Genomic DNA, 24,589 nt, shown 5'->3' with positions numbered 1-24,589 from the left:
ACTGAGTTGTCCCCCGAGTTACCCCCGTCGCAGGGAGTCTAGGGATGTCGAACATCGTGGGGAACTATTTCAGGCTCGGCCCTCTGACCGAAACCCGGGCCTTGTCACGGGCGCCGGTGCGCGCTTCAACTCGCCCCGTTGACGGGGTTGAAACCGGGCCGGAGAGTGGTAATCCCGGCGAGGGGGACAAGCGCGGCCGTACGGTCGCGGTGCGGATCGGGGGGTCTGCCATGAACGCTGCCACGAGCGCCGAAAGCGCGCGGCACGGCACGAGGTTGCCCTGGACGGACCTCGTGGTGTCCGCGATCGCCGCGGTGAGCTGGGCATTGATCGGGATGGCGGGCACCGCCGCGCTCGGTCTGCACCTGCTGCAGGCGGACTCTGCGGGCTCGTTGGGCCCGATGACAGCGGCAGTTGTGGCGCTCGGGGCGGGTGGTTCGGTCACGCCGTCGGGCGATGTGTCCGCCTTCGGTCTGCAGGGAGCCGAGGCGCACACCTCCATCGAGATCACGCCACTCGGGGTGAGCCTCGTCGGGGCGCTGCTGCTGTCGTGGTTCTTCCTACGGTCCCTGCGCACGGCCGGAGTTGTGATCGCCTCCGCCGAACTCCTCGCCCGCGCGGGGGCGGTGGTCGTGCTCTTCGTGGCGATGCTGGGCGGCCTGGCCTGGGCCGGTCACGACGTCGTCACCATCGACGGCGGCTCGCTCGGCCTGGACCAGCTGCCGGGCGCGGGCGGGAGCGGCAAGGGCGGCGGGCTGAGCATCCCCGGCCTGGGGGACGTGAGCGGACTGCTGCCGGACCGGATCGGCGACCTGATCCACGCCAAGGCGGCGGTCGGCTTCACCGTGGACACCGCGGCCACGCTGCTCGGCGGCCTCGGCTGGTGCGCCGGAGTCCTGCTGATCGCCCTGCTGGCCTCCCGCCGCGCTCCGCTCCCGCCGGGCTGGGCCGTCGTGCACCGGGTGATCCGGCCGGCGGCCTCGGCGCTGGTCGGCGTGGCGCTGACGGCCGTGGTCGCGGGCCTTGCGGCGGCGGCGTACGCGGCGATCGGCGACGACCACCCGCGGCGCATCGCCGGGGCGGCGCTGCTCGGCGCGCCCAACGGGGTGTGGCTCGGCCTGGTCCTCGGCCTGTTCGTCCCCTGGGACGGCCATGTCACCGGCGCCCTGCGCACCCTGCTCCCCCACCCGCTGGACCACTTCCTGAGCGCGTCCGACCGGCCCGTGACGCTGGGCCGGCTGGCCGAGCTGGACGGGCGGGTGTGGCTGCTGGGCGTGGCGGCGTCGCTGACGATGCTGCTGGCCGGGGTGCTCACGGCGGTACGCACACCGGTGAACCGTCCCACCGACGGCGCCCTCCGTTTCGCCGCCCGGTGCGCGCTGTGCCTGGCGGTCCCGACCGCGCTCACGCTTCCCCTGCTCACCTGGCTGACCGGCGTCTCCGCGGACGCCTCCCTCTCCGTCCTCGGCTTCGACGCCTTCGGCGCGACGGCCGGCCTGCACGGCCATGTGGGCATGGCACTGCTGCTGGGCGCCGTGTGGGGAGCGGGGGCGGGCGCCGCCGGGGCTCTGCTGAGCCGGCTGACCGGGGCGGCGGGGGCACGGGCCGCTCGGGAAGCGCGTGGGGGTGCGGGCGCTGTGGGTGCGGGGGTGGCGGGGGCCGGGTTCGGTGGACGTTCCGGCGGGGGCGGGGGTGCCGGGTACGACGGTGGCGCCGGGTCCGGTGGACGTGCCGGGTACGACGGTGGTGCCGGTGGCGCCGGGTCCGGCGGAGGTGCCGGGCACGGCGAGCATGCAGGACCGTACGCGCCGGGGAGGCCGCACCGGCCGCCGAACCCCGACACGAATCCCTACCTTCGGATGCCGGCGGACCCGCGCGAGGAGCCGCAGGACGCCCGGCCGCCGTCCGCCCGGGACGACGTGTACGGCGCCCCGACCATCGCCGGTCCGCTCGGCACCGCTCCCCCGCCACCGCGCGGCCGTCGGGGCCCACGGCCGGGTGACCGCCCACCGCAGACACCGGGCGACGGACCGCCGCCCCCGCCCCCGCCTCCGCCGCTGCCCCCGGGGAAACCGAAGCGGCGAGGGTGACGGGCGGGTCCTCGGCGGAGGCCGCGCACCCGGCGGAGCACGCGCGGCGATCACTTCGGTGCGCCTTCGCACCGCTCGCACCCCGCCGGACCTGCCCCGTCCGGCAACCCGTGGCACAGTCGTGGTGGGAGCCGGAGCGGTGCCGCCGGTGGTGGAGGGGCGTGGTGTCGTCCCACGGCCAGATCCCCGACACCGGGCCGACACCCATTGTTCCGTGTCCGTCAGGCGGACCTCGGCGGCAGAAGGCACTGGGTGCCGGATACGGTGGAGGCACCATGAGCGCTTCGCAGACCTCCGAGGTCCCCACTCTCCTCGTCAAGATTTTCGGCAAGGACAGGCCGGGCATCACGGCCGGCCTCTTCGACACCCTTGCCGCCTACCTCGTCGACGTGGTCGACATCGAGCAGGTCGTCACCCGGGGCCGCCTGGTGCTGTGCGTGCTGGTGACCCAGCCGCCGGCCGGTCTGGAGGGCGACCTCAGGGCCACCGTCCACAGCTGGGCCGAGTCGATGAAGATGCAGGCGGAGATCATCTCGGGGCACGGCGACAACCAGCCGCGCGGTCTCGGTCGCTCCCTGGTGACCGTCCTCGGTCACCCCCTCACCGCCGAGTCCACGGCCGCCATCGCCGCCCGGATCGCGAAGGCCGGCGCCAACATCGACCGTATCTTCCGGCTGGCCAAGTACCCGGTGACCGCGGTGGAGTTCGCCGTCTCCGGTGTGGAGACCGAGCCGCTGCGCACGGCCCTGGCGTCGGACGCGGCGGCACTGGGTGTCGACGTCGCCGTCGTGTCGGCGGGTCTGCACCGGCGCGCTCAGCGGCTCGTGGTGATGGACGTGGACTCGACCCTGATCCAGGACGAGGTGATCGAGCTCTTCGCCGCGCACGCCGGCTGCGAGGACAAGGTCGCCGAGGTGACGGCGGCGGCGATGCGCGGGGAGCTGGACTTCGAGCAGTCGCTGCACGCGCGTGTGGCGCTGCTGAAGGGGTTGGACGCCTCGGTGGTGGAGAAGGTGCGCGACGAGGTCCGGCTCACCCCGGGGGCGCGCACCCTGATCCGCACCCTGAAGCGCCTCGGCTACCAGGTCGGCGTCGTCTCCGGCGGGTTCACCCAGGTCACGGACGATCTGAAGGAGCGGCTGGGGCTGGACTTCGCGCAGGCCAACACGCTGGAGATCGTCGACGGGAAGCTGACCGGCCGGGTCACCGGCGAGATCGTGGACCGTGCGGGCAAGGCGCGGCTGCTGCGCCGGTTCGCTGCGGAGGCCGGGGTGCCGCTGTCGCAGACGGTGGCGATCGGCGACGGCGCCAACGACCTGGACATGCTGAACGCGGCCGGCCTGGGCGTCGCCTTCAACGCCAAGCCGGTGGTCCGCGAGGCGGCGCACACGGCGGTGAACTTCCCCTTCCTCGACACGGTCCTGTACCTGCTCGGCATCACCCGGGAAGAGGTCGAGGCGGCCGACACGCACGACGAGGGCTGACCCGGACCGGACGGCCCGTACGGCAGGGCCCGGCACCTCTCCGGTGCCGGGCCCTGCCGTACGGGTGAGGTCACTCGGCGGGGGCCCAGTACTCCGTGAGCGTGGCCGTGCCCGGCTCCAGGCTCTTCCAGGGGCCGTCGAAGGACAGCAGTGCGAAACCGGCGGCGGGGAAGCCGCGGCGGTTCATCCGCTCGCGGGCGTCGCCGTCGGCCGCGCCGGCGAGGATCTCCGCCAGCCCGTGCACGCCCGGGTTGTGGCCGATCAGGATCACATGGCGGGCATCGTCCGGGAGCTCGTTGAGCACGGCGACGAGTTCGCCGGGCGAGGCCTCGTAGACCCGCTCCTCGTAGACGGTCTTCGGCCGGTGCGACAGTTCGTGGACGGCGAGCTTCCAGGTCTCGCGGGTCCGGATCGCGGTGGAGCACAGGGCCAGGTCGAAGGTGATGCCGGTGTCGGCCAGCTTGCGTCCGGCGACCGCGGCGTCCATCCGGCCCCGCTCGGCGAGCGGGCGCTCATGATCGGGCACTTGGGGCCAGTCGGCTTTCGCATGCCGGAAGAGGGCGATCCTGCGGGGTTCTGCGACGCTCATGGAACCCAGCTTCGCATGAAACAGGCCAGGCGGCGCAGTGGAGTTGACATGCGGATTCACCGCGCGAGGGGGCTTCGGGTCAGCGCGTGAGGAGCTGCTGCACGCGCTCGAAGAGGTGACCGATCGCCGGGTCGCCGCTCGCCGCGTGCGCGTCCGACGGGTTCAGTATCAGCAGGAGCAGGGCGATGAAGGCCAGAGCGGGGAGGGCGAGGGCCCACCAGGGGAGCCTGATGTCGACGCCGCCCGTGGTCGCCGGGTGGGGCCGGGAAGGGGTGCGGGCCGGCATGATCGCCTCCGTGAGCGTCGAGCGGGTGTGTGACCGCTCCGTGCGGTCACCCCTCGAAAGTACGGAATCCGGGGGCCGCCAACCCATCCGGAGATCCACCCACTTGACCCTGACCCTTACCCCCTAGGGGATGGTGGGGCCAGCCCCACCATCCGACCGCCGAGGCGGCCGGGCGGCGGCCGTCACGGGGACGCGATGGTCGCGATGACGGCGATGACGACGAAGATGGCGAAGAACGCGCCGAAGACGAGCAGCATCTTCTTCTGGCCGTTCTTCGGGTTCGGATCGAGCACAGGCTGCATGCCGCCAGTCTCGCACCCCCGCCGCGGTTCGCTCGCACGGGGTCGGCCCTGTGTGGCGTTCGCGCGGGGGCCGGCGGTCAGCTCCGGGCGGCCTCGTCCTCCACCGTGCGGTTCCGGCCCGCCAGCCAGCCGACCACCATCTGGGGCAGCATCAGGGCCGCCATGAGGGCGATGGGCAGCCCCCAGCCGCCGCTCTGCTGGTAGAGCACGCCGACCAGCAGCGGGCCGGGGATGGAGATGAGGTAGCCGGTGCTCTGGGCGAAGGCGGACAGCTGGGCCACGCCCGGACCGCTCCTGGCCCGCATGCCGACCATCGTCAGCGCCAGCGGGAAGGCACAGTTGGAGACGCCGAGCAGCACGGCCCAGACCCAGGAGCCGCCGGCGGGCGCGAAGTACAGGCCGGCGTATCCGGCGAGGCCGCAGATGCCCAGGAACAGCACGATCGGGCCCTGGTGGGGCAGTCGCGTGGCGACGCGCGGGATGACGAAGGCCAGCGGCACGCCCATCACCATGGTGACGGCGAGCAGCAGGCCCGCGGTGCCCGCGGGGACCCCGGCGTCCCGGAAGATCTGCGCCATCCAGCCCATGGTGATGTAGGCGGCGGTGGCCTGGAGGCCGAAGAAGACGGCGAGCGCCCAGGCGGTGCGGCTGCGGGTGATGCGCAGCGCGGCGGGCTGCTCCGCCGGCGCGGGCGCCGACGGCTGCCGGTCCTCCGGCTGCGGGGCGGGGGCGGTGCCGCGTTCCCGCACCAGCGGCAGCCACGGCAGGACCGCGGCGGCGGCGACGGCCGCCCACACGGCGAGGCCGGCCTGCCAGCCGCCCCCCATGGCGTCGGTCAGCGGGACGGTCACGGCGGCGGCGAGGGAGGTGCCGAGGGCGAGGGCCATCGAGTACAGGCCGGTCATGGAGCCGACCCGGTCGGGGAACCAGCGCTTGACGATGACCGGCATCAGGACGTTGCTGACGGCGATGCCCATCAGGGCGAGCGCGCTGGCGGCCAGGAAGCCGGCGGTGCCGCCCACGTAGGGCCGTATCAGCAGGCCCGTGGTGATGGCGGCCATGCCGGCGCACACCACGGCGGCGGGGCCGAAGCGGCGGGCCAGGCGGGGCGCGGTGACGCCGAAGACCGCGAAGCAGAGCGGGGGCACGGAGGTGAGCAGCCCGGCCACGCTGCCGCTCATGCCGAGTCCGTCGCGGACCTCCTCCAGGAGCGCGCCGAGGCTCGTGATGGCCGGGCGGAGGTTCAGCGCGGAGAGCACGATGCCGACGACGACCAGGCGCATCGTCCACGCGCGCGCGTGGACTGCGCCCTTGCTCGTCGCGGGGGTGCGCGCCCTTGCGGCCCCACCGCGTTCGGTCGGTGACATCGCCGTACGGGTCTCCACTGTCCGGGTTTCCTCACTAGCCATGAGACCCATCATAGAATCATGGGATGATTGGTTGTCCATGTCCGGTGCGGCTCCGCCCCGGTCCGACGTGCGAAGGTGTGCCATGCCCCTGAGCCACCCGCGCCGTTCGGCGCTGTCCGAGCAGGTCATCGCCGAGCTGCGGAACCAGATCGCCACGGGCGAGTGGCCCGTCGGCTCGCGCATCCCGACGGAGCCGGAACTGGTCGAGCAGCTCGGGGTCGCCCGCAACACCGTCCGCGAGGCCGTGCGCGCGCTCGCGCACAACGGCCTGCTGGACATCCGGCAGGGTTCCGGCACGTACGTCGTGGCGACGAGCGAGCTCGCCGGGGTGATGCACCGCCGGTTCGCCGGAGCCGACCCGCGGCACATCGCGGAGCTGCGCTCGACGCTGGAGTCGGCCGCGGCCAAGCTCGCCGCCGAGCGGCGCACCGAGAAGGACCTCAGGCAGCTGGACGCAGTGCTGGCACGGCGCGAGCAGGCCTGGGAGACGGGTGACACGGAGGCGTTCGTGACCGCGGACGCCACGTTCCACCTGGCCGTCGTCGCCGCCTCGCACAACGACGTCATGACGGCGATGTACGCCGACCTGGGCGAGGTGCTGCGGGACTGGCTGCGCGCGGACGTCGGGGCGGAGCTGACCCCGGAGACGCACATGGACCACACACGGCTCGTGGACGCGATCCGCGCCGGGGACGCGGAGGCGGCGGCGGTGGAGGCCGCGAGCTATCCGTTCCTGTGCCGGTTCAGCGCACCTTCTGGTGACTGATCCACACCGAGCGGACCTCCTTCCAGCACCGCCCCGTGAGCCGGACGGTCATGGCGGGCTCGGTGTCCGCCGGGGCGCTGTCGGTGTCGATGTCCCACCAGCGGGCGCACTCGATGTGCAGGCGCACCCGGTCGGTGTCGACATAGGGGTTGTGGCAGTACGCCGTCACATGGGAGCCGTGGACGGTCGTACGGCAGGCGGCGCCGAACGGGTTCGGCACGGCCGGGCTGCCGTCGCTCACGCGCGCGTGCGGCATCGCGTCGTACGGCAGGGACAGCACGAGGGCGACGGCCAGGGTCACCGGGGCCAGGCTGCGGGACAGGCGCACAAGGGGACCTCCTCGGCCGGGCTGCGGAGGGGCACGTGAGGGACGCGTAATCCAGGGTGCGCCGCCCGCCCGGTGACGGCCCGGCCGGTGGGCCGAACGGGTGACGCCCGCCGGCGGCCCGCGGCACGGCGGAGGCCCGCACCCCCGTCAGGGGCGCGGGCCTCGGCCGTGGGTCATGCCTCAGCGGCAGCGGTCACGCACCGATCGCGTGCAGGCCGCCGTCGACGTGGATGATCTCGCCGGTGGTCTTCGGGAACCAGTCGCTCAGCAGGGCGACGATGCCGCGGCCGGCCGGCTCCGGGTCCTTCAGGTCCCACTCCAGCGGGGAACGGCTGTCCCACACGGAGGCCAGCTCGCTGAAGCCCGGGATGGACTTGGCCGCCATGGAGCCGATCGGGCCCGCGGAGACGAGGTTGCAGCGGATGTTCTGCTTGCCCAGGTCGCGCGCCATGTAGCGGTTGGTGGCCTCCAGGGCGGCCTTGGCCGGGCCCATCCAGTCGTACTGCGGCCAGGCGAACTGGGCGTCGAAGGTGAGGCCGACGACGGAGCCGCCGTTCTGCATCAGCGGCAGGCAGGCCATGGTCAGCGACTTCAGGGAGTACGCCGAGACGTGCATGGCGGTGGCCACCGACTCGAACGGCGTGTTGAGGAAGTTGCCGCCGAGCGCGTCCTGCGGCGCGAAGCCGATGGAGTGCACGACGCCGTCGAGGCCGCCCAGCTCCTCGCCGACGATGTCGGCCAGCCGGTTGAGGTGCTCGTCGTTGGTGACGTCCAGCTCGATGACCTTGGTCGGCTTCGGCAGCTTCTTGGCGATGCGCTCGGTCAGCGTGGGCCGCGGGAACGCGGTCAGGATGATCTCCGCGCCCTGCTCCTGCGCCAGCTTGGCCGCGTGGAAGGCGATGGAGGACTCCATCAGCACACCGGTGATCAGGACGCGCTTGCCCTCGAGGATTCCGCTCATGGTGATCAGTGACCCATTCCCAGTCCGCCGTCAACGGGAATGACGGCTCCAGTGATGTACGAGGCGTCGTCCGAGGCGAGGAACCGCACCGTCGCGGCGATCTCCTCCGGCTGCGCGTAACGGGCGAGCGGCACCTGAGACACGATGTTCTCGCGCTGCTCGTCGGTGAGCGCCTTGGTCATGTCGGTGTCGACGAAGCCGGGCGCGACGACGTTGAAGGTGATGTTGCGCGAGCCCAGCTCACGGGCGAGGGAGCGCGCGAAGCCGACCAGCGCGGCCTTGGAGGCGGCGTAGTTCGCCTGGCCCGCCGAACCGAGCAGGCCGACCACGGACGAGATCAGGATGACGCGGCCCTTCTTGGCGCGCAGCATGCCGCGGTTCGCGCGCTTGACCACGCGGAAGGTGCCGGTGAGGTTGGTGTCGATGACCGAGGTGAAGTCCTCCTCGGACATGCGCATCAGGAGCTGGTCCTTGGTCACGCCGGCGTTGGCGATCAGTATCTCGACCGGACCGTGCTGGTCCTCGATCTCCTTGTAGGCCTGCTCCACCTGCTCCGGGTCGGTGATGTCGCACCTGACGGCGAGGCAGCCCAGTTCCGTGAGGGCGGCCGGCGGCTCGCCCGAGCGGTACGTGATCGCGACCTTGTCGCCGGCGTCGGCGAAAGCGCGGGCGATGGCGAGGCCGATGCCCCGGTTTCCTCCGGTGACGAGAACCGAGCGGCTCAACGGATCACCCTTTCGTTAGCGGTCTGCAGCGGTCCGACAGTCCGCCCGGCACCTGGACCCAGGCGGCGATGACAGGCGGCTTCATCGAAAACCTATCGGTACGGCCGCGCCCGCGGGCAATCGGGCACCGACAGTGGCGCGGGGGTGTCGCTGTCGGATCCCTACAGAATGCGCCGGTCCGGAACCGAAAGATGTGGTCCGCCGGACCGCTCCCGCGACATGATCGGACCCGACAGGCCACGACAGCAGGGAGACCTCCGTGCCTCATTCCATCGACGAAGCCTTCACGGCGCTTCCCCTACGGGCCCTCGCCGACGCCGCGCTCGCACGCGCGCGTGCGCTCGGTGCCGAGCACGCGGACTTCCGGCTCGAGCGGGTGCGCAGCGCGTCCTGGCGGCTGCGGGACGCCAAGCCGGCCGGTTCGTCCGACACCACCGACCTCGGGTACGCGGTCCGGGTCGTGCACGGCGGTACGTGGGGCTTCGCGTCCGGGGTGGACCTGACGCTCGACGCCGCGGCCAAGGTCGCCTCGCAGGCGGTGGCCATGGCCAAGCTGTCCGCGCAGGTGCTCAGGGCGGCGGGCAGCGACGAGCGGGTGGAGCTGGCCGACGAGCCGGTCCATGCGGACAGGACGTGGGTGTCGTCGTACGAGATCGACCCGTTCTCGGTGCCGGACGAGGAGAAGGCCGGGCTGCTGGCGGAGTGGAGCGCGCGGCTGCTGGCCGCGAACGGCGTCGACCACGTCGACGCCTCGCTGCTCACCGTCCACGAGAACAAGTTCTACGCGGACACGGCGGGCACCGTCACGACCCAGCAGCGCGTGCGCGTGCACCCGCAGCTGACCGCCGTGTCGGTGGACGACTCGAGCGGTGAGTTCGACTCGATGCGTACCATCGCGCCGCCCGTCGGGCGGGGGTGGGAGTACCTCACCGGGACCGGCTGGGACTGGGACGCGGAGCTGGGGCGGATCCCGGAGCTGCTCGCCGAGAAGATGCGCGCGCCGAGCGTGGAGCCGGGCCTGTACGACCTGGTCGTCGACCCGTCCAACCTGTGGCTGACCATCCACGAGTCCATCGGGCACGCCACCGAGCTGGACCGTGCCCTCGGCTACGAGGCCGCCTACGCAGGCACCTCGTTCGCCACCTTCGACCAGCTGGGCAAGCTGCGGTACGGCTCGGAGCTGATGAACGTCACCGGTGACCGCACCGCCGAGCACGGCCTCGCGACCGTCGGCTACGACGACGAGGGCGTCGAGGGGCAGTCCTGGGACCTGGTGAAGGACGGCACGCTGGTCGGCTACCAGCTGGACCGGCGGATCGCACGGCTGACCGGGTTCGAGAGGTCCAACGGCTGCGCGTTCGCCGACTCCCCCGCCCATGTGCCGGTGCAGCGCATGGCCAACGTGTCGCTGCGGCCGGACCCGGCAGGGCTGTCCACGGAGGACCTGATCGGCGGGGTCGACCGGGGCATCTACGTCGTCGGCGACCGCTCCTGGTCGATCGACATGCAGCGCTACAACTTCCAGTTCACCGGGCAGCGCTTCTTCAGGATCGAGAACGGGCGGATCACCGGGCAGCTGAAGGACGTCGCCTACCAGGCGACCACGACCGACTTCTGGGGGTCGATGGCCGCGGTCGGCGGTCCGCAGACCTATGTCCTCGGCGGTGCCTTCAACTGCGGCAAGGCCCAGCCCGGGCAGGTGGCGGCCGTGTCCCACGGGTGCCCCTCCGCCCTGTTCAGGGCAGTGAACATCCTCAACACCACGCAGGAGGCCGGTCGATGAGCGCCCGCAGCAACAAGCCGCACGAGATCGTCGAGCAGGCCCTCGCACTGTCCCGGGCCGACGGGTGCGTGGTCATCGCCGACGAGCACTCGACCGCCAACCTCCGCTGGGCCCGCAACGCGCTGACCACGAACGGTGTGACCCGCGGTCGTACGCTCACCGTGATCGCGACCGTGGACGGCGCGCAGGGCACCGCCTCCGGTGTCGTGTCCCGGTCGGCGGTCACCGCCCAGGAGCTGGAGCCGCTGGTGCGGGCCGCCGAGGCCGCCGCGCGCGGGGCCGGGCCCGCCGAGGACGCGCAGCCGCTGGTCAGCGGTGTGCCGGAGGCCCCCGACTTCGCGGACGCGCCTGCCGAGACCTCCTCGGCCGTGTTCGCCGACTTCGCCCCGGCGCTCGGCGAGGCGTTCGCACGCGCGCGTGCGGGCGGCCGGGAGCTGTACGGCTTCGCCAATCACGAGATGGTGTCCACCTATGCGGGCACGTCCACGGGCCTGCGCCTGAGGCACGACCAGCCCACCGGCACCCTCGAGGTGAACGCCAAGTCGCCGGACGGCACCCGCTCGGCGTGGGCCGGCCGGTCCACCCGGGACTTCAAGGACGTCGACCCGGGGGCGGTCGACGCCGAACTGGCCGTACGGCTCGGCTGGGCGGAGCGCCGCGTGGAGCTGCCCGCGGGACGCTACGAGACGCTGCTGCCGCCGACCGCGGTCGCGGACCTGCTGATCTACCAGCTGTGGTCGGCGTCGGGCCGGGACGCGACCGAGGGCCGGACGGTGTTCTCCAAGCCGGGCGGCGGCACCCGGGTCGGCGAGAAGCTGAGCGCGCTGCCGCTGTCCCTGCGCAGCGACCCCGGCGAGCCCGGTCTGGAGTGCCCGCCGTTCGTGGTCGCCCACTCCTCCGGCGGCGACCAGTCGGTGTTCGACAACGGGCTGCCGACGCACGCCACCGAGTGGATCGGCGAGGGCGTGCTGAAGCATCTGACGACCACCCGGCACACCGCGGCCCTGACCGGGCTGCCGGTCGCCCCGGCGCCCGGCAACCTGATCCTGGACGGCGGCGACGACCGTTCCCTGGAGGAGATGGTCGCTGGCACCCGGCGCGGGCTGCTGCTGACCTGCCTGTGGTACATCCGCGAGGTGGACCCGGCGACGCTGCTGCTCACGGGTCTGACCCGGGACGGCGTCTACCTCGTGGAGAACGGCGAGGTGACCGGGCAGGTGAACAACTTCCGGTTCAACGAGTCGCCGGTGGACCTGCTGGGGCGGGCCACGGAGGCCGGGCGCACCGAGAAGACGCTGCCGCGCGAGTGGAGCGACTGGTTCACCCGGGCCGCGATGCCCGCGCTGCGGATCCCCGATTTCAACATGAGCTCTGTCAGTCAGGGCGTATAACCTCGTAGTCGTTCGTGGTCGGGTGTCACCCGACTGCCCGAAGATCACCGAGGAGACACGAGAACCGTGACGGACATCGTCGACGAGCTGAAGTGGCGGGGGCTGTTCGCCCTGTCCACTGACGAGGACGCTTTGCGCAAGGCGCTCGCGGACGGTCCCGTCACGTTCTATTGCGGCTTCGACCCGACCGCGCCGTCCCTGCACGTGGGGCACCTGGTGCAGGTGCTGACCGTGCGCCGGCTCCAGCAGGCCGGGCACCGGCCGCTGGCGCTGGTCGGCGGCGCGACGGGCCTGATCGGCGACCCGCGCCCGACCGCGGAGCGCACGCTGAACGACCCGGAGACGGTGGCCGGCTGGGTCGGCAGGCTGCGTGCCCAGATCGAGCCGTTCCTGTCCTTCGAGGGCGAGAACGCGGCCGTCATGGTCAACAACCTCGACTGGACCGCGAACCTCTCCGCGATCGAGTTCCTGCGGGACATCGGCAAGCACTTCCGTGTCAACAAGATGCTGACGAAGGACTCCGTGGCCCGCCGCCTGGAGTCGGACCAGGGCATCAGCTACACCGAGTTCAGCTACCAGATCCTGCAGGGCATGGACTTCCTGCAGCTGTACCGGCGGTACGGCTGCACGCTCCAGCAGGGCGGCAGCGACCAGTGGGGCAACCTCACGGCCGGTCTCGACCTGATCCACCGGCTGGAGCCGGGTGCCGAGGCGCACGCCCTGGCCACCCCGCTGATGACCAAGGCGGACGGCACCAAGTTCGGCAAGACCGAGGGCGGCGCCGTCTGGCTCGACCCGGAGATGACGACGCCGTACGCGTTCTACCAGTTCTGGCTGAACGTGGACGACCGGGACATCTCGACGTACATGCGGATCCTGTCCTTCAAGTCCCGCGAGGAGCTGGAGGAGCTGGAGAAGCAGACCGAGGAGCGGCCGCAGGCCCGGGCCGCCCAGCGGGCGCTCGCCGAGGAGCTCACGACGCTGGTGCACGGCGCCGACCAGACGGCCGCGGTGATCGCCGCGAGCCGCGCCCTCTTCGGGCAGGGAGAGCTGACGGAGCTGGACGGCCGGACCCTGGCGGCGGCGCTGTCGGAGCTGCCGCACATCCAGGTCGCCGAGCTCGGACCGGTCGTCGACCTGTTCGCCGAGGTCGGACTCGTCGCCAGCAAGTCGGCCGCGCGGCGGACGGTGAAGGAGGGCGGCGCCTACGTGAACAACGTGAAGGTCGCCTCCGAGGACGCCGTGCCGGCCCAGGAGGAGCTGCTGGACGGGCGGTGGCTGGTGCTGCGCCGCGGCAAGAAGAACCTCGCCGCGGTGGAGGTCGTCGCCGGGTAGCGAAGTCGCCTGGCGACCAGTGCAGCGCCTCTGCCGGGGCGCTGCACTCAGGGCGTTCCTCAGGCCCCGACCTTCTGCTGTTTCCTCTTGCCCAGCGTCGCCATGTAGAGGGCGTCGACCGCGGCGACGATGATGATGGCGGCCACGAGCTGGAAGATGTGCCGGCTCCAGTCGATGCCGCGGGTCTCCCCGACGCCGACGGCGCGGGCGACCGCGTTGCCCACGATGGCGCCCAGGATGCCGCAGATCGTGGTCAGCCACAGCGGGCTGTGCTGCTTGCCCGGGATGACGGCCTTCGCGATGATTCCCAGCACGAATCCCACGATGATCGCCCACAACCAGCCCATGGCTGCCTCCTCGTCCGGCTCGACGTGAGCATTACGGCCAGTCTGGGCGGGTGGGCCGTACGGCGCACGTCGGGTGCGCCCGTGCGCGCCGGAGCCGAGGGCGACACCGCGGGCAAGGGGTGACCCGGTCTCGTGGGCGCCGCAGGTGCGGCGTAACGTGGGAGATGTCCCGGTCCGGTTCCCCGCTGGGTGTGGACCAGGGTGCGGGCCGGGGAGAGTCCGATGCGGGCGGATGGTGGAATGTGATGCGGAAACAGCACGGCGGCAGCGGCCAGGTGTTCCGGATCACCGGAGCCCGGACGGGACTCGCCGAGGACGTACGGGGCCGGCAGCGGCGGTACGTCATCTCGATGTCGATCCGAACCCTGTCGGTCATCCTCGCGGCCTCCCTGTGGAACGTCGAGCGGTACGTCGCCATCGTCGCGCTGGTGCTCGGCGCGGTCCTGCCCTACGTCGCGGTGGTCATCGCCAACGCGGGCCGGGAGAGGCCGCCGTCCCTGCCCTCGACGTTCGTCATCGCGCCCACCCGTCCGATGATCACGCCGCCGCGCCCGGAGGAGGCCCAGGCGGAATCGGTTCCGGAGGACGCGGCGACCCCTCCTGCGGGGGCGACGGGTGAGCGGGCCGGGCCGGCCTGATCACGGGCGGCGCACGGGACGCGGCACGCGTCCGCGTGGCAAGCTCAAGAAAAGCTCAGATGAATCTGCAGTTCCGGTGCCGGGCGGCGGGTGACCCATGACATACTGCGTACGCGCTCCGCATCCCCCGTCGGAGCGACGGACCGACGCCGGGCAGCTCCCCCCGTGGCTGCTCGGCGTCGCCTTGTTTGCGCACCTTTTTTGTGAAATGAACCTGTGCGAAATGAACCTGCGCGAAATGAACCTGTGTGAGACGAACCTGTGAGTGACGAGACCCCCATCTGTTCCGCCAAGGGCTGCCACGCCGACGCGGTGTGGGTGCTGGCCTGGAACAACCCGAAGATCCACACGCCGGAGCGGCGCAAGACGTGGCTCGCCTGCGAGGAGCACCGCGAGCATCTCTCGCAGTTCCTCGGGGTGCGGGGGTTCCTGAAGGACGTGGTGAAGTTCGGGGACTGGCGGGACCCCGAGGGGGCCTAGAGGGTTTCGTTCGGAGCAGGTCGGATCGGGCCGCGGCGTCCGGTGCGGTGCCTCGCACGGCGGAGGCCCACCCGCGTACCGGGCGTACTCGGGTGGGCCGACAAACGCGGCGAGGTGCCGTGCCGGGCGTCGCGGACCCGGACTGATCCAGACGAAGCCCTCTAACCGCCGATCGCCGACATCGGCCGGTCCGGCTGGACGAACGACGGGTCGTCCAGGCCCGCCCCTGCCTTCTTGCCCCACATCGCCAGGCGCCAGATGCGGGCGATCTCCTCGTCGGGCGCACCATTGCGCAGGGCCGCGCGCAGGTCCGTCTCCTCGGTCGCGAACAGACAGGTGCGTATCTGGCCGTCGGCCGTGAGGCGGGTGCGGTCGCAGGCCGCGCAGAACGGGCGGGTGACCGAGGCGATCACGCCGACGCGATGGGGGCCGCCGTTCACCAGCCAGCGTTCCGCCGGTGCGGAGCCGCGCTCGTCCGCGGCCTCGTGGGTCAGGTCGAAGCGGGTGCGCAGGGAGGCGAGGATGTCGCCGGCGGTGACCATGCCCTCGCGCTTCCAGCCGTGCTGGGCGTCCAGGGGCATCTGCTCGATGAACCGCAGTTCGTAGTCGTGCTCGACGGCCCAGGCCAGCAGGTCGGGGGCCTCGTCCTCGTTCAGCCCCGGCATCAGGACCGTGTTGACCTTGACGGGGGTGAGGCCGGCGTCGCGCGCGGCTTCCAGGCCCGCGATGACGTCCTTGTGGCGGTCGCGGCGGGTGAGGGCCTTGAAGACGTCCGGGCGGAGGGTGTCCAGGGAGACGTTGACCCGGTCCAGGCCCGCTGCCTTGAGGGCGGTCGCGGTGCGCTTCAGGCCGATGCCGTTGGTGGTGAGGGACATCTGCGGGCGCGGGGCGAGGGCCGCGACGCGCTCGACGATGCCGACGAGGCCCGGCCGCAGCAGCGGCTCGCCGCCGGTGAAGCGGACCTCCTCGATGCCGAGCAGGCGCACGGCGATGTCGATGAGGCGGACGATCTCGTCGTCCGTGAGCAGGTCGGGCTTGGCCAGCCACTGCAGGCCCTCCTCGGGCATGCAGTACGTGCAGCGCAGGTTGCACCGATCGGTCAGCGAGACCCTCAGGTCGGTGGCCACTCGGCCATAGGTGTCGATGAGCACGTGGGCCCCCTCCCTCGATCCGGAGCACTCATGTTCCGTTACCTGCGAGCCTACGTGAGACCACCGACAACTACAGCGGCCTGATCCCACGAGGTACGGCGCGGCCGCGTCGTAGGACCGTACAGTCCTGGACGACGCGGCCGTCCGTACGAAGGTCAGTGCGCTCTCAGTGCGCTCCGGTGCCGGTCAGGGACCGCACCTCCAGCTCGGCGTACTTGCCGCTGTCCGGGGTCTCCTTCGACAGCAGGGTGCCCAGGGCGCCGAGCAGGAATCCCACGGGGATGGAGATGATGCCGGGGTTCTCCAGCGGGAACCAGTGGAAGTCGGCCTCGGGGAACATCGAGGTCGGTTTGCCGGAGACGACCGGCGAGAACAGCACCAGGCCGACGGCGGTGACCAGGCCGCCGTAGATCGACCACAGGGCGCCGGAGGTGGTGAACCGCTTCCAGAACAGGCTGTAGAGGATCGTCGGCAGGTTCGCCGAGGCCGCGACCGCGAAGGCGAGGGCGACGAGACCGGCCACGTTCAGGTCGCGGGCGAGGGCGCCGAGGACGATCGAGACCGCGCCGATGCCGACGGTCGCCCAGCGGGCCGCGCCGACCTCCTGCTTCTCGGTGGCCTGTCCCTTTTTGATGACGTTCGCATAGATGTCGTGGGCGAAGGAGGACGACGAGGCCAGGGTGAGACCGGCGACGACCGCGAGGATCGTGGCGAAGGCGACCGCGGAGATGGTGGCGAGGAGGACCGCGCCCCAGTTGGAGTCCACTCCGCCGAGGTGGAGGGCGAGCAGGGGGGCCGCGGTGTTGCCCGCCTTGTTGGAGGCGATGATCTCGTCCGGTTTGATGAGCGCGGCGGCGCCGAAGCCCAGCGCGAGGGTCATCAGGTAGAAGGCGCCGATCAGGCCGATCGCCCAGATGACCGACTTGCGGGCCGCCTTGGCGGTCGGGACCGTGTAGAAGCGGATGAGGATGTGCGGCAGGCCCGCGGTGCCGAGGACCAGGGCGATGCCCAGGGAGATGAAGTCCAGCTTGGTGGTGCCGGTGGCGCCGTACTTCAGGCCCGGCTCCAGGAACGCCGATCCCTTGCCGCTGTTGTCGGCGGCCTTGCCGAGCAGGTCCGAGATGTTGAAGTGGAACTTCAGCAGGACCAGGAAGGTCAGCAGCACGGCGCCGGCGATCAGCAGGACCGCCTTGACCATCTGGACCCAGGTGGTGCCCTTCATGCCGCCGATGGTGACGTAGACGATCATCAGGAGGCCGACCAGGGCGACGATGCCGATCTTGCCGCCGTCGCTGGTGATGCCCAGCAGGAGCGAGACGAGGACGCCGGCGCCCGCCATCTGGGCCAGCAGGTAGAAGATCGAGACGACGATCGTGGAGGTGCCGGCGGCCGTGCGGACGGGCCGCTGGCGCATCCGGTACGCCAGTACGTCGCCCATGGTGTAGCGGCCGGAGTTGCGCAGCGGTTCGGCGACCAGGAGCAGGGCGACCAGCCAGGCGACCAGGAAGCCGATGGAGTACAGGAAGCCGTCGTAGCCGAAGAGGGCGATGGCTCCGGCGATCCCCAGGAAGGATGCCGCGGACATATAATCGCCGGAGACGGCGAGGCCGTTCTGGAAGCCGGTGAACTGGCGCCCGCCGGCGTAGAAGTCGGCGGCGTCCTTGGTCTGGCGGCCCGCCCAGATGGTGATGACGAGGGTCGCGGCGACGAACACCGCGAACAGGGTGATGATCAGCGTCCGGTGCTCGCTCGCCTCACCGGCGGCCAGCAGCGTGTACGACGCCCGGCCCGTGGTCGACAGGGTGTGCTGCGCGGGACTCATGCGCCGCCCTCCATCCGGGACTTGATGGCCTCGGCCTTGGGGTCGAGCTTGGCGGCTGCGTGCCGCGCATACCACCAGGCGATGAGGAAGGTGGTGAGGAACTGGGCGAGACCCAGGACGAGCGCCACGTTGATGTTGCCGGCCACCTTGGTGCCCATGAAGCCGCCCGCGTAGTTGGAGAGCAGGACGTACAGCAGGTACCAGGCGATGAAGGCGACGGTCAGCGGGAAGGCGAAGGAGCGGTGCGCGCGGCGCAGTTCACCGAACTCTGCGCTCTGCTGCACCTCGGTGAACTCCTCGGTGGACGGAAGTGGTGCCCCCGGTGTCGCGGGGGGCGGTGTCTCGGTGGCCACGAAGTCTCCTCGCGTGTGCGGCTGCCATGACGACGGGGGCTCGATGGTGCTAGCGCTCCCTGTCCAAGGTCCACGGCGCCACGCGAAGACCGGTTCAAGTCCTATGAGCACTTCCGCAAGCGGTCTTGGTGAGTCATTGCCAAGTCATTGCTGACCGGTGAGCCGGGAGGATAGCTTCGGCCTGCACCACCCGTCATGTACCTGCCCGAGCACCACCTGTGTCTCGGGCGGTTCCGTATCCGGATGATGTGGAGATCCCATGGCTCATCTGCGCTCCAGACGTCGGCTCGCGCTCGCGGTGCCGGTCGCGCTGTCGCTGACCGCCTCGCTCGGCTTCCTGCCCGGGGTGGCCTCGGCGGCGCCCACCGTGGCCCCGGCGGTGCGGGCGGCGGACAGCCCGAACCTCGCGTACGTGGTCAACACCCGAACGGACCGCCGCACGATCGAGTCGGTGCAGCGTGAGATCGCGCGCAACGGCGGCACGGTCGTGGCCACTTACGACCGGATCGGGGTGATCGTCGTCCACTCGGCGAACCCGGACTTCGGCGCCCGGATGCGTGCGGTGCGCGGGGTGGACTCGGCGGGTGCCACGCGGACCGCGCCGCTCAGTGCGGCGGGGACGACGGACGAGGGCGCGGTGCAGGTCCTGTCGAAGGCGGAGGCCTCGAAGCTGGCCGGGAGCGCGACGGCGGGCGAGGAACCGCTGGAGGCGGACCAGTGGGACCTGCGGGCGATCGGCGCCGACAAGGCCGCGCGGATCGACCCGGGCAGCAGGAGCGTGACCGTCGGTGTCATCGACACGGGCGTCGACGACACCCACCCCGACATCGCCCCGAACTTCTCCGCGTCCCAGTCGGCCAACTGCGTGAGCGGCAAGGCGGACACGACGTACGGCGCGTGGCGGCCGGCGGACGCCGACCACTACCACGGCACCCATGTGGCCGGCGAGATAGCCGCGGCCCGCAACGGCATAGGTGTGGCGGGTGTGGCGCCCGGCGTGAAGGTCGCAAGCATCACCGTGGCCCAGCCGGACTCGACTTCGCTGTTCTATCCCGAGAGCGTGGTCTGCGCCTTCGTGTTCGCCGCGGATCACGGCATAGAGATCACCAACAACAGCTACTACGTTGATCCGTGGCTGTACAACTGCATGGACGACCCGGATCAACGTGCCATTGTGGACGCGGTCAACAGGGCGCAGTCGTACGCCCAGCGCAAGGGCACGCTCAACGTGGCCTCGGCGGGCAACTCCAACGACGACCTGGACGCGGACGCACTCACGGACGCCTCCAGCCCCGACGACTCGACGGCGGGGACCCGGACGGTCGACCCGCACGAGTGCTTCGACGTGCCGACCCAGCTGCCCGGTGTGGTCACCGTGAGCGCAGTGGGCGTGAAGGGCGCCAAGTCGTACTACTCCAGCTACGGCCGGGGCGTGATCGACGTGGCGGGGCCGGGCGGCGACAAGTACCAGATCCCGGACACCCCGTCGAAGAACGGCCGCATCCTGTCGACGCTGCCGAACGACCAGTACGGCTTCCTGCAGGGCACCTCGATGGCGTCGCCGCACGTGGCGGCCGTGGCCGCGCTGCTGAAGTCGGCCCATCCGCAAGCCACTCCGGCCCAGCTGCAGGCCCTGCTGAAGGCGCAGGCGGACAACCCCGGCTGCCCGAGCGGCCCGTACGACGGTGACGGCGACGGGGTCGTGGACGCGACCTGCGTCGGCGGCAAGCGCGTCAACGGCTTCTACGGCTTCGGGGTCGTCGACGCCCTGCGCGCGGTCGAGTAGCGCACGCGTTGTACGGGCTGCCGGCCCGACCGGGTCGGCAGCCCGTACATATATTGATCGAATCAATAATGCATAGTGCAGTCATGACAGACATCGCGTTCGCATGGACTGCGCTGGGCGGCGATCCCGCCCTCGTCTCCCGGGTGACGACGGTCGAGCGTCCGGACGCTCTTCCCGGCCGCCTTCCGGTACGGCAGCTGGCACGCGCGTGCGTGGGCGCGTGCGCGCTGGCCGCCGCGGAGCTGGCGGCCCGCCGGGCCGACCTCGCCGAGGTGCCCGGCGTCCGGGTCGACGACGGCGCCGTCGCGGCCGCCTTCCACAGCGAACGCCTGCTGACGGTCGACGGGCGGGCACCGGTCTCCTTCGCACCGCTGTCCCGGTTCTGGCGGACCGCCGACGGCTGGGTGCGCACCCACGCCAACTACCCGCACCACCGGGCACGGCTGCTCGGTTCCCTGGGCCTGCCCGGGGACGCCTCGGTGGAGGCCGTGGCCGGCCTGCTCGCCGAGCGCTCCGCACTCGACGTCGAGGGGACGGTCCAGGGTGCCGGCGGTCTCGCCGTGGCCCTGCGCACGCCCGAGGAGTGGGCCGCGCACGAGCAGTCCGCCGCGCTGGCCGCCCGGCCGCTGGTGGAGCGCGAGCGTCTCGACACCGCTCCCGCGCGCGTGCTTCCCCCGCTGGACCCCGCCGCCCCCCTGCTGCCCGCCGCCGGGCTGCGTGTCCTGGACCTGACCCGGGTGCTGGCCGGCCCGGTCGCCACCCGCACGCTGGCCCTGCTCGGCGCGGACGTCCTGCGCGTGGACGCCCCGTGGCTGCCCGAGCTCCCGGACCAGCACGCCGACACCGGCGTCGGCAAGCGGTCCGCCACGCTCGACCTGGGCACCGGCCGGGACACCTTCGAGGAACTGCTGGCCTCGGCCGATGTCGTCGTCACCGGTTACCGGCCCGGCGCCCTGGACCGGTTCGGGCTCTCCCCGGAGGCACTGGCCGCGCGCCGGCCCGGCCTGGTCGTGGCGCAGGTCTCGGCGTGGGGCGCGTACGGCCCTTGGGGCGCGCGGCGGGGCTTCGACAGCCTGGTACAGGTGGCGACGGGTATCGCCGTGACCGAGGGGTCCGCGGAGCGGCCGGGCGCGCTGCCCGCGCAGGCCCTGGACCACGGCACCGGGTATCTGCTGGCGGCAGGCGTGCTGCGGGCGCTGACCGAGCAGTCGTACGACGGGGGCGGCCGGTGCGTACGGCTGGCCCTCGCCCGCACCGCGCGCCGGCTGACGGACGAGATCCGGCCGTCCCCGGCCGCGGGGGCGCCGTACGAGGGCCCCGAGCCCTGGCTGGGCGAGACGGACAGTCCGCTCGGCCGGCTGCGGCACGCCCTGCCGCCGGTGGCCTTCGAGGGCGGCCCGGCCGGCTGGACGCGGCCTCCCGTGCCGTGGGGCACGGACCCGGCACGCTGGCGGTGAGGGCGTGGGCGGCGCAGACGCACGTACGGCCGGAACCACCCCTATGGGCGGAATGATGTACTGCCAGTTGCTTTCGTGGACTTGCCCGGTTCTGTAACGGCTGGCGAAGATCATGGGATGACGTTGATACGACCGAGCGCCGACCCTGCCGACGCGTCCGGCCCCGGCAGGCGGCCCGGCATCGGTCGGGCCGTCGCCGTCCTGGTCCTGGCGCCGCTGGGCGCCATGATCCCGCTGCTGGGGCCGGCGGCGGCGCTGCACGGCACCGGGGAGGCCGCCGCTCCCGGAGCGGGCGGCATGGCCCTGCTGCGCGCGGTGCTGTTCGCCGCCCTGTGCGTGCCTCTCGGCGAGCTGTTCGTGCACCGGCTCGCCCGGCGGCTGCCCGGCGCCCCACCCGAACGGCCGCGCAGCTGGGCGACACCGGCGGCCGCCGCCGGACTCGTCGCCGCGTCGGCGCTCGCCTCGGTGGTGTCCGCCGGCAATCTGATCCCGCACCACCTCGGCCGGATCGACGTCGGCGGCCTGTACGGGTCCCGTGACGGCAAGTTGGCCCTGCTGGAGGTCAACGCCTTCCTGCTTGCGGTCCTGTGCGCCGTCACGCGGCGCACGGCGGCACAGGTGTGGCCGCCGGCGGCGGTCGTGGTCGCCGAGGCGCTGCGTGCCCATCCCCCGACCGAGCAGAGCCCCCTGGTCGGCTCGGGGCTGACGCTGGTGCACCTGACCTGTGCGGCACTGTGGACCGGCGGGCTGCTGCACACCGTGCGGACCCTCAGGCTGTGGCCGAGCGGCCCGGCCGGGACCGCGCTGCTCGGCCGCTACGCGCGCGTGGCGGCCGTTTCGCTCGCCGCCGTCACGGCGACCGGTGTGTGGAGTGCGCTGCGGCGCATGCCGCCGGCGACGATCCTGGACCAGCTGACGACGACGGCGTACGGACGCACCCTGCTGGCCAAGGTGGTCCTGGTGGCCGCCGTCGCCCTGCTCGCCCTGCGGGCGCGGATCCGGCTGGGCCGCGCGGCAGACCCGCTGACCGCGTACGCACCCGCGCGGGCCGAGGTGATCGCCCTGGGCGCGGTGGTCACGGTCTCGGGTCTGCTGACCGCGCTGCCGCTGCCGATCCGCTGGTCGTGACCGGCCGGGGACGGCTTACCGGTCGTTGGTGACGAGCACCTTGAGGGCGGTGCGCTCGTCCATGGCCCTGTAGCCCTCGGGGACACCCTCGATGCCGACGGTCATGTCGAACACCGGCGAGGGGTCGATCGTGCCGTCGAGGACGTCGGGCAGCAGCTCGGGGATGTAGGCGCGGACCGGTGCCACACCGCCGCGCAGGGCGATGTTCCGGTCGAACATGACGCCGAGGTCCAGGCCGGTGCCGCTGCCGTGCGGCACGCCCACGAAGCCGATCGCTCCGCCGTCGCGGGTGATGTCGACGGCCGTCCGCATGGACTGCTCGGTGCCGACCGCCTCGACGACCGCGTGCGCGCCCTGACCGCGGGTGAGTTCCCGGACGGCCTCGACGGCCGCGTCCCCGCGCTCGGCGACGACGTCGGTGGCGCCGAAGCGGCGTGCGATGTCGGTACGGACGGTGTGCCGGCCCAGCGCGATGATCCGCTCGGCGCCGAGCCGCTTGGCGGCCAGCACCGCGCACAGGCCCACCGCGCCGTCCCCGACGACGGCGACCGTGGCACCGGGGCGGGCGCCCGCGCCGAGCGCCGCGTGGTGGCCGGTGCCGAGGACGTCGGAGAGGGTCAGCAGGGCCGACAGCAGGTGGTCGTCGGAGGCCGCGTCCTTGGGCAGCTGGACGAGGGTGCCGTCGGCGAAGGGCACGCGCACCGCCTCGCCCTGGCCGCCGTCGTGGCCGACGGAGCCCCAGAAACCGCCGTGCTCGCAGGAGGTCGTCAGGCCCTCGCGGCAGTAGTCGCAGACGCCGTCGGACCACATGAAGGGGGCGACCACCAGGTCACCGCGACGCACCGTGCTCACCTCGGAGCCGGTCTCCTCGACGATGCCGAGGAACTCGTGCCCGATCCGCTGGCCCGGCTGCCGGGCCGCCTCGCCTCGGTACGCCCACAGATCGCTGCCGCAGATGCAGGCGCGCAGCACCCGGACGACGGCATCGGTGGGCAGTTGCACCACGGGCTCGGGGACGTCCTCCACGCGCATGTCGAACGGGGCGTGGATGGTGGTGGCGCGCATGACGGGGTCCTTCTCGTGCGGGGGTGGTGCGGAGATGTGGGATGCGCTCAGGGGGTGGTCGAGCGCACTTCACGGTACGCCGCCGCCGGCACGGGCCGCGCGCGCAGGGTGCCCTGACCCGCGAAGGGGCCCTGACCACCGCGCACCCGGCCGTCGGCCGACCCGGGGTGCCCGGGGCCGGCCCGTCAGACGCCCGCCGCCCCCAGCAGCGTGCCCGCCGCGTAGGTGACCCCCATGGCCAGGGCCCCGCCCAGCACGTTCCGCAGCACCGCTCGCTTCGGGGCCGCCGCGCCGAGGCGGGCGCTGGTCCAGCCGGTGAGGACGAGCGCGGCCAGCACGGAGACGACGGTGACGGCGAGCCGCCGGTCGAGCGGGGGCAGGACGATGGCCAGCAGCGGCAGCAGGGCGCCCACGGTGAACGACAGGAAGCTCGCCCAGGCCGCGTGCCAGGGGTTGGTCAGCTCGTCGGGGTCGATGCCCAGCTCCACGCGCGCGTGCGCCCGCAGCGCGTCCCGCGCGGTGAGCTGCTCGGCGGCCTCGCGGGCCACCTGGCGGGACAGTCCGCGCTCCTCCAGCAGTGCGGTCAGCTCCCGCAGTTCGGCCTCCGGCTGCTCGCGCAGTTCCCGTTTCTCCATCGCCAGCGCGGCCATCTCCGAGTCGCGCTGGGTGGAGACGGAGACGTACTCGCCGGCCGCCATGGACATCGAACCGGCGAGCAGTCCGGCCAGCCCCGCGGTGATCAGGGCCGCCCGGCTCTGGGTGGCACCGGCCACGCCGACGACGAGGCCCGCGGTGGAGACGATGCCGTCGTTCGCGCCGAGCACGGCGGCCCGCAACCAGTTCAGCCGCGAGCCGAGCGCGCCCCCGTGGTTCTCGTCGTGGGTGGGTTCCGTCACAGCAGGGAGGATCGCAC

At 72.3% G+C, this 24,589-nt stretch carries 24 protein-coding genes; 11 read left to right on the top strand and 13 right to left on the bottom strand.

Annotated elements, in window-relative coordinates:
* Window positions 1–230 precede the first annotated feature (230 nt).
* The gene (locus ACIHEJ_RS14395) at window positions 231–2,090 is read left to right on the top strand and encodes a streptophobe family protein (RefSeq protein WP_400135109.1); all 1,860 of its coding nucleotides are present in this window, start codon (window positions 231–233) and stop codon (window positions 2,088–2,090) included.
* Window positions 2,091–2,365: 275 nt separating this feature from the next.
* Window positions 2,366–3,574, top strand: coding sequence for a phosphoserine phosphatase SerB (gene serB, locus ACIHEJ_RS14390; protein WP_400135108.1), 1,209 nt, complete (start codon window positions 2,366–2,368; stop codon window positions 3,572–3,574).
* 70 nt (window positions 3,575–3,644) lie between these two features.
* Here serB and ACIHEJ_RS14385 read toward each other — a convergent pair whose 3' ends face one another.
* From ACIHEJ_RS14385 to ACIHEJ_RS14370, 4 genes are all read right to left on the bottom strand, one after another.
* The gene (locus tag ACIHEJ_RS14385; protein WP_400135107.1) at window positions 3,645–4,163 is read right to left on the bottom strand and encodes a SixA phosphatase family protein; all 519 of its coding nucleotides are present in this window, start codon (window positions 4,161–4,163) and stop codon (window positions 3,645–3,647) included.
* Between the two features lie 79 nt (window positions 4,164–4,242).
* Window positions 4,243–4,449: a hypothetical protein gene (locus ACIHEJ_RS14380; protein ID WP_400135106.1), complete on the bottom strand. Its 207-nt coding sequence runs from the start codon at window positions 4,447–4,449 to the stop codon at window positions 4,243–4,245.
* Window positions 4,450–4,631: 182 nt separating this feature from the next.
* On the bottom strand, window positions 4,632–4,751 hold the full coding sequence (locus ACIHEJ_RS14375; RefSeq protein ID WP_366013523.1) for an SGM_5486 family transporter-associated protein: 120 nt from the start codon (window positions 4,749–4,751) through the stop codon (window positions 4,632–4,634).
* 77 nt (window positions 4,752–4,828) lie between these two features.
* Window positions 4,829–6,172 (bottom strand): CynX/NimT family MFS transporter, encoded by a 1,344-nt coding sequence (locus ACIHEJ_RS14370; RefSeq protein WP_400135105.1) that lies wholly within the window; start codon window positions 6,170–6,172, stop codon window positions 4,829–4,831.
* 70 nt (window positions 6,173–6,242) lie between these two features.
* Between ACIHEJ_RS14370 and ACIHEJ_RS14365 the strand changes: the two genes are divergently transcribed.
* Window positions 6,243–6,926 carry a FadR/GntR family transcriptional regulator gene (locus ACIHEJ_RS14365; protein WP_400135104.1) on the top strand — a complete coding sequence of 228 codons (684 nt, stop codon included), beginning with the start codon at window positions 6,243–6,245 and terminating at the stop codon, window positions 6,924–6,926.
* Here the strand turns inward: ACIHEJ_RS14365 and ACIHEJ_RS14360 are convergent.
* The 3 genes from ACIHEJ_RS14360 to fabG all read right to left on the bottom strand — a co-directional run bounded on the left by ACIHEJ_RS14360 (window position 6,904) and on the right by fabG (window position 8,940).
* On the bottom strand, window positions 6,904–7,254 hold the full coding sequence (locus tag ACIHEJ_RS14360; RefSeq protein ID WP_400135103.1) for a hypothetical protein: 351 nt from the start codon (window positions 7,252–7,254) through the stop codon (window positions 6,904–6,906). The genes ACIHEJ_RS14365 and ACIHEJ_RS14360 overlap by 23 nt on opposite strands.
* Before the next feature lie 193 nt (window positions 7,255–7,447).
* Entirely contained in the window at window positions 7,448–8,215 is a 768-nt protein-coding gene (gene fabI / locus ACIHEJ_RS14355) for an enoyl-ACP reductase FabI (protein ID WP_400135102.1), read from the bottom strand.
* Between the two features lie 5 nt (window positions 8,216–8,220).
* A complete protein-coding gene (gene fabG, locus ACIHEJ_RS14350; RefSeq protein WP_400135101.1) occupies window positions 8,221–8,940 on the bottom strand; it encodes a 3-oxoacyl-[acyl-carrier-protein] reductase in 720 nt (239 codons plus the stop codon).
* Between the two features lie 259 nt (window positions 8,941–9,199).
* Between fabG and ACIHEJ_RS14345 the strand changes: the two genes are divergently transcribed.
* The 3 genes from ACIHEJ_RS14345 to tyrS all read left to right on the top strand — a co-directional run bounded on the left by ACIHEJ_RS14345 (window position 9,200) and on the right by tyrS (window position 13,449).
* A complete protein-coding gene (locus tag ACIHEJ_RS14345) occupies window positions 9,200–10,723 on the top strand; it encodes a TldD/PmbA family protein (protein WP_400135100.1) in 1,524 nt (507 codons plus the stop codon).
* Complete coding sequence (locus ACIHEJ_RS14340) at window positions 10,720–12,114, top strand: metallopeptidase TldD-related protein (RefSeq protein WP_400135099.1); 1,395 nt, start codon at window positions 10,720–10,722, stop codon at window positions 12,112–12,114. The genes ACIHEJ_RS14345 and ACIHEJ_RS14340 overlap by 4 nt, the downstream gene beginning before the upstream one ends.
* Window positions 12,115–12,180: 66 nt before the next feature.
* Entirely contained in the window at window positions 12,181–13,449 is a 1,269-nt protein-coding gene (tyrS, locus tag ACIHEJ_RS14335; RefSeq protein WP_400135098.1) for a tyrosine--tRNA ligase, read from the top strand.
* A 59-nt stretch (window positions 13,450–13,508) separates the two neighbouring features.
* Here the strand turns inward: tyrS and ACIHEJ_RS14330 are convergent, their stop codons facing one another.
* Window positions 13,509–13,796 (bottom strand): GlsB/YeaQ/YmgE family stress response membrane protein, encoded by a 288-nt coding sequence (locus tag ACIHEJ_RS14330; RefSeq protein WP_400135097.1) that lies wholly within the window; start codon window positions 13,794–13,796, stop codon window positions 13,509–13,511.
* 245 nt (window positions 13,797–14,041) lie between these two features.
* On the opposite strand from ACIHEJ_RS14330, the gene ACIHEJ_RS14325 reads away from it, so the two are divergent.
* Entirely contained in the window at window positions 14,042–14,434 is a 393-nt protein-coding gene (locus ACIHEJ_RS14325; protein ID WP_400135096.1) for a DUF3099 domain-containing protein, read from the top strand.
* A 261-nt stretch (window positions 14,435–14,695) separates the two neighbouring features.
* Window positions 14,696–14,914, top strand: coding sequence for a hypothetical protein (locus ACIHEJ_RS14320; RefSeq protein WP_400135095.1), 219 nt, complete (start codon window positions 14,696–14,698; stop codon window positions 14,912–14,914).
* 161 nt (window positions 14,915–15,075) lie between these two features.
* Here ACIHEJ_RS14320 and moaA read toward each other — a convergent pair whose 3' ends face one another.
* From moaA to ACIHEJ_RS14305, 3 genes are all read right to left on the bottom strand, one after another.
* Window positions 15,076–16,065: a GTP 3',8-cyclase MoaA gene (gene moaA / locus ACIHEJ_RS14315; RefSeq protein ID WP_400135094.1), complete on the bottom strand. Its 990-nt coding sequence runs from the start codon at window positions 16,063–16,065 to the stop codon at window positions 15,076–15,078.
* A 166-nt stretch (window positions 16,066–16,231) separates the two neighbouring features.
* Window positions 16,232–17,887, bottom strand: coding sequence for a cation acetate symporter (locus ACIHEJ_RS14310; protein WP_400135093.1), 1,656 nt, complete (start codon window positions 17,885–17,887; stop codon window positions 16,232–16,234).
* Complete coding sequence (locus tag ACIHEJ_RS14305) at window positions 17,884–18,240, bottom strand: DUF485 domain-containing protein (RefSeq protein ID WP_400135092.1); 357 nt, start codon at window positions 18,238–18,240, stop codon at window positions 17,884–17,886. Before ACIHEJ_RS14305 ends, ACIHEJ_RS14310 begins: the two co-directional genes overlap by 4 nt.
* A gap of 259 nt (window positions 18,241–18,499) precedes the next feature.
* On the opposite strand from ACIHEJ_RS14305, the gene ACIHEJ_RS14300 reads away from it, so the two are divergent.
* From ACIHEJ_RS14300 to ACIHEJ_RS14290, 3 genes are all read left to right on the top strand, one after another.
* Entirely contained in the window at window positions 18,500–20,026 is a 1,527-nt protein-coding gene (locus ACIHEJ_RS14300; protein WP_400135091.1) for a S8 family peptidase, read from the top strand.
* Window positions 20,027–20,109: 83 nt separating this feature from the next.
* The gene (locus ACIHEJ_RS14295; protein ID WP_400135090.1) at window positions 20,110–21,483 is read left to right on the top strand and encodes a CoA transferase; all 1,374 of its coding nucleotides are present in this window, start codon (window positions 20,110–20,112) and stop codon (window positions 21,481–21,483) included.
* A gap of 117 nt (window positions 21,484–21,600) precedes the next feature.
* Window positions 21,601–22,611 carry a CopD family protein gene (locus ACIHEJ_RS14290; RefSeq protein WP_400135089.1) on the top strand — a complete coding sequence of 337 codons (1,011 nt, stop codon included), beginning with the start codon at window positions 21,601–21,603 and terminating at the stop codon, window positions 22,609–22,611.
* Between the two features lie 15 nt (window positions 22,612–22,626).
* Here ACIHEJ_RS14290 and ACIHEJ_RS14285 read toward each other — a convergent pair whose 3' ends face one another.
* A complete protein-coding gene (locus ACIHEJ_RS14285) occupies window positions 22,627–23,676 on the bottom strand; it encodes a zinc-dependent alcohol dehydrogenase family protein (protein ID WP_400135088.1) in 1,050 nt (349 codons plus the stop codon).
* Window positions 23,677–23,861: 185 nt separating this feature from the next.
* Window positions 23,862–24,572, bottom strand: coding sequence for a VIT family protein (locus ACIHEJ_RS14280; RefSeq protein ID WP_400135087.1), 711 nt, complete (start codon window positions 24,570–24,572; stop codon window positions 23,862–23,864).
* Window positions 24,573–24,589: the final 17 nt, after the last annotated feature.

Source organism: Streptomyces sp. NPDC052301, from assembly GCF_044593395.1.
Lineage (GTDB): Bacteria > Actinomycetota > Actinomycetes > Streptomycetales > Streptomycetaceae > Streptomyces.
Note: the sequence above shows the minus strand (reverse complement) of the source record. Positions and strands in the feature narration are given on the sequence as shown.

Bases quoted from the DNA above. Each gene is read 5' to 3' on its own strand.
- ACIHEJ_RS14285 (WP_400135088.1), bottom strand. From the start codon at position 23,676: ATGCGCGCCACCACCATCCACGCCCCGTTCGACATGCGCGTGGAGGAC.
- ACIHEJ_RS14380 (WP_400135106.1), bottom strand. From the start codon at position 4,449: ATGCCGGCCCGCACCCCTTCCCGGCCCCACCCGGCGACCACGGGCGGC.
- ACIHEJ_RS14330 (WP_400135097.1), bottom strand. From the start codon at position 13,796: ATGGGCTGGTTGTGGGCGATCATCGTGGGATTCGTGCTGGGAATCATC.
- ACIHEJ_RS14290 (WP_400135089.1), top strand. From the start codon at position 21,601: ATGACGTTGATACGACCGAGCGCCGACCCTGCCGACGCGTCCGGCCCC.
- ACIHEJ_RS14395 (WP_400135109.1), top strand. From the start codon at position 231: ATGAACGCTGCCACGAGCGCCGAAAGCGCGCGGCACGGCACGAGGTTG.
- ACIHEJ_RS14365 (WP_400135104.1), top strand. From the start codon at position 6,243: ATGCCCCTGAGCCACCCGCGCCGTTCGGCGCTGTCCGAGCAGGTCATC.
- ACIHEJ_RS14295 (WP_400135090.1), top strand. From the start codon at position 20,110: ATGACAGACATCGCGTTCGCATGGACTGCGCTGGGCGGCGATCCCGCC.
- ACIHEJ_RS14310 (WP_400135093.1), bottom strand. From the start codon at position 17,887: ATGAGTCCCGCGCAGCACACCCTGTCGACCACGGGCCGGGCGTCGTAC.
- ACIHEJ_RS14385 (WP_400135107.1), bottom strand. From the start codon at position 4,163: ATGAGCGTCGCAGAACCCCGCAGGATCGCCCTCTTCCGGCATGCGAAA.
- ACIHEJ_RS14340 (WP_400135099.1), top strand. From the start codon at position 10,720: ATGAGCGCCCGCAGCAACAAGCCGCACGAGATCGTCGAGCAGGCCCTC.
- ACIHEJ_RS14370 (WP_400135105.1), bottom strand. From the start codon at position 6,172: ATGATGGGTCTCATGGCTAGTGAGGAAACCCGGACAGTGGAGACCCGT.
- ACIHEJ_RS14375 (WP_366013523.1), bottom strand. From the start codon at position 4,751: ATGCAGCCTGTGCTCGATCCGAACCCGAAGAACGGCCAGAAGAAGATG.
- ACIHEJ_RS14300 (WP_400135091.1), top strand. From the start codon at position 18,500: ATGGCTCATCTGCGCTCCAGACGTCGGCTCGCGCTCGCGGTGCCGGTC.
- fabI (WP_400135102.1), bottom strand. From the start codon at position 8,215: ATGAGCGGAATCCTCGAGGGCAAGCGCGTCCTGATCACCGGTGTGCTG.
- serB (WP_400135108.1), top strand. From the start codon at position 2,366: ATGAGCGCTTCGCAGACCTCCGAGGTCCCCACTCTCCTCGTCAAGATT.
- ACIHEJ_RS14325 (WP_400135096.1), top strand. From the start codon at position 14,042: ATGCGGAAACAGCACGGCGGCAGCGGCCAGGTGTTCCGGATCACCGGA.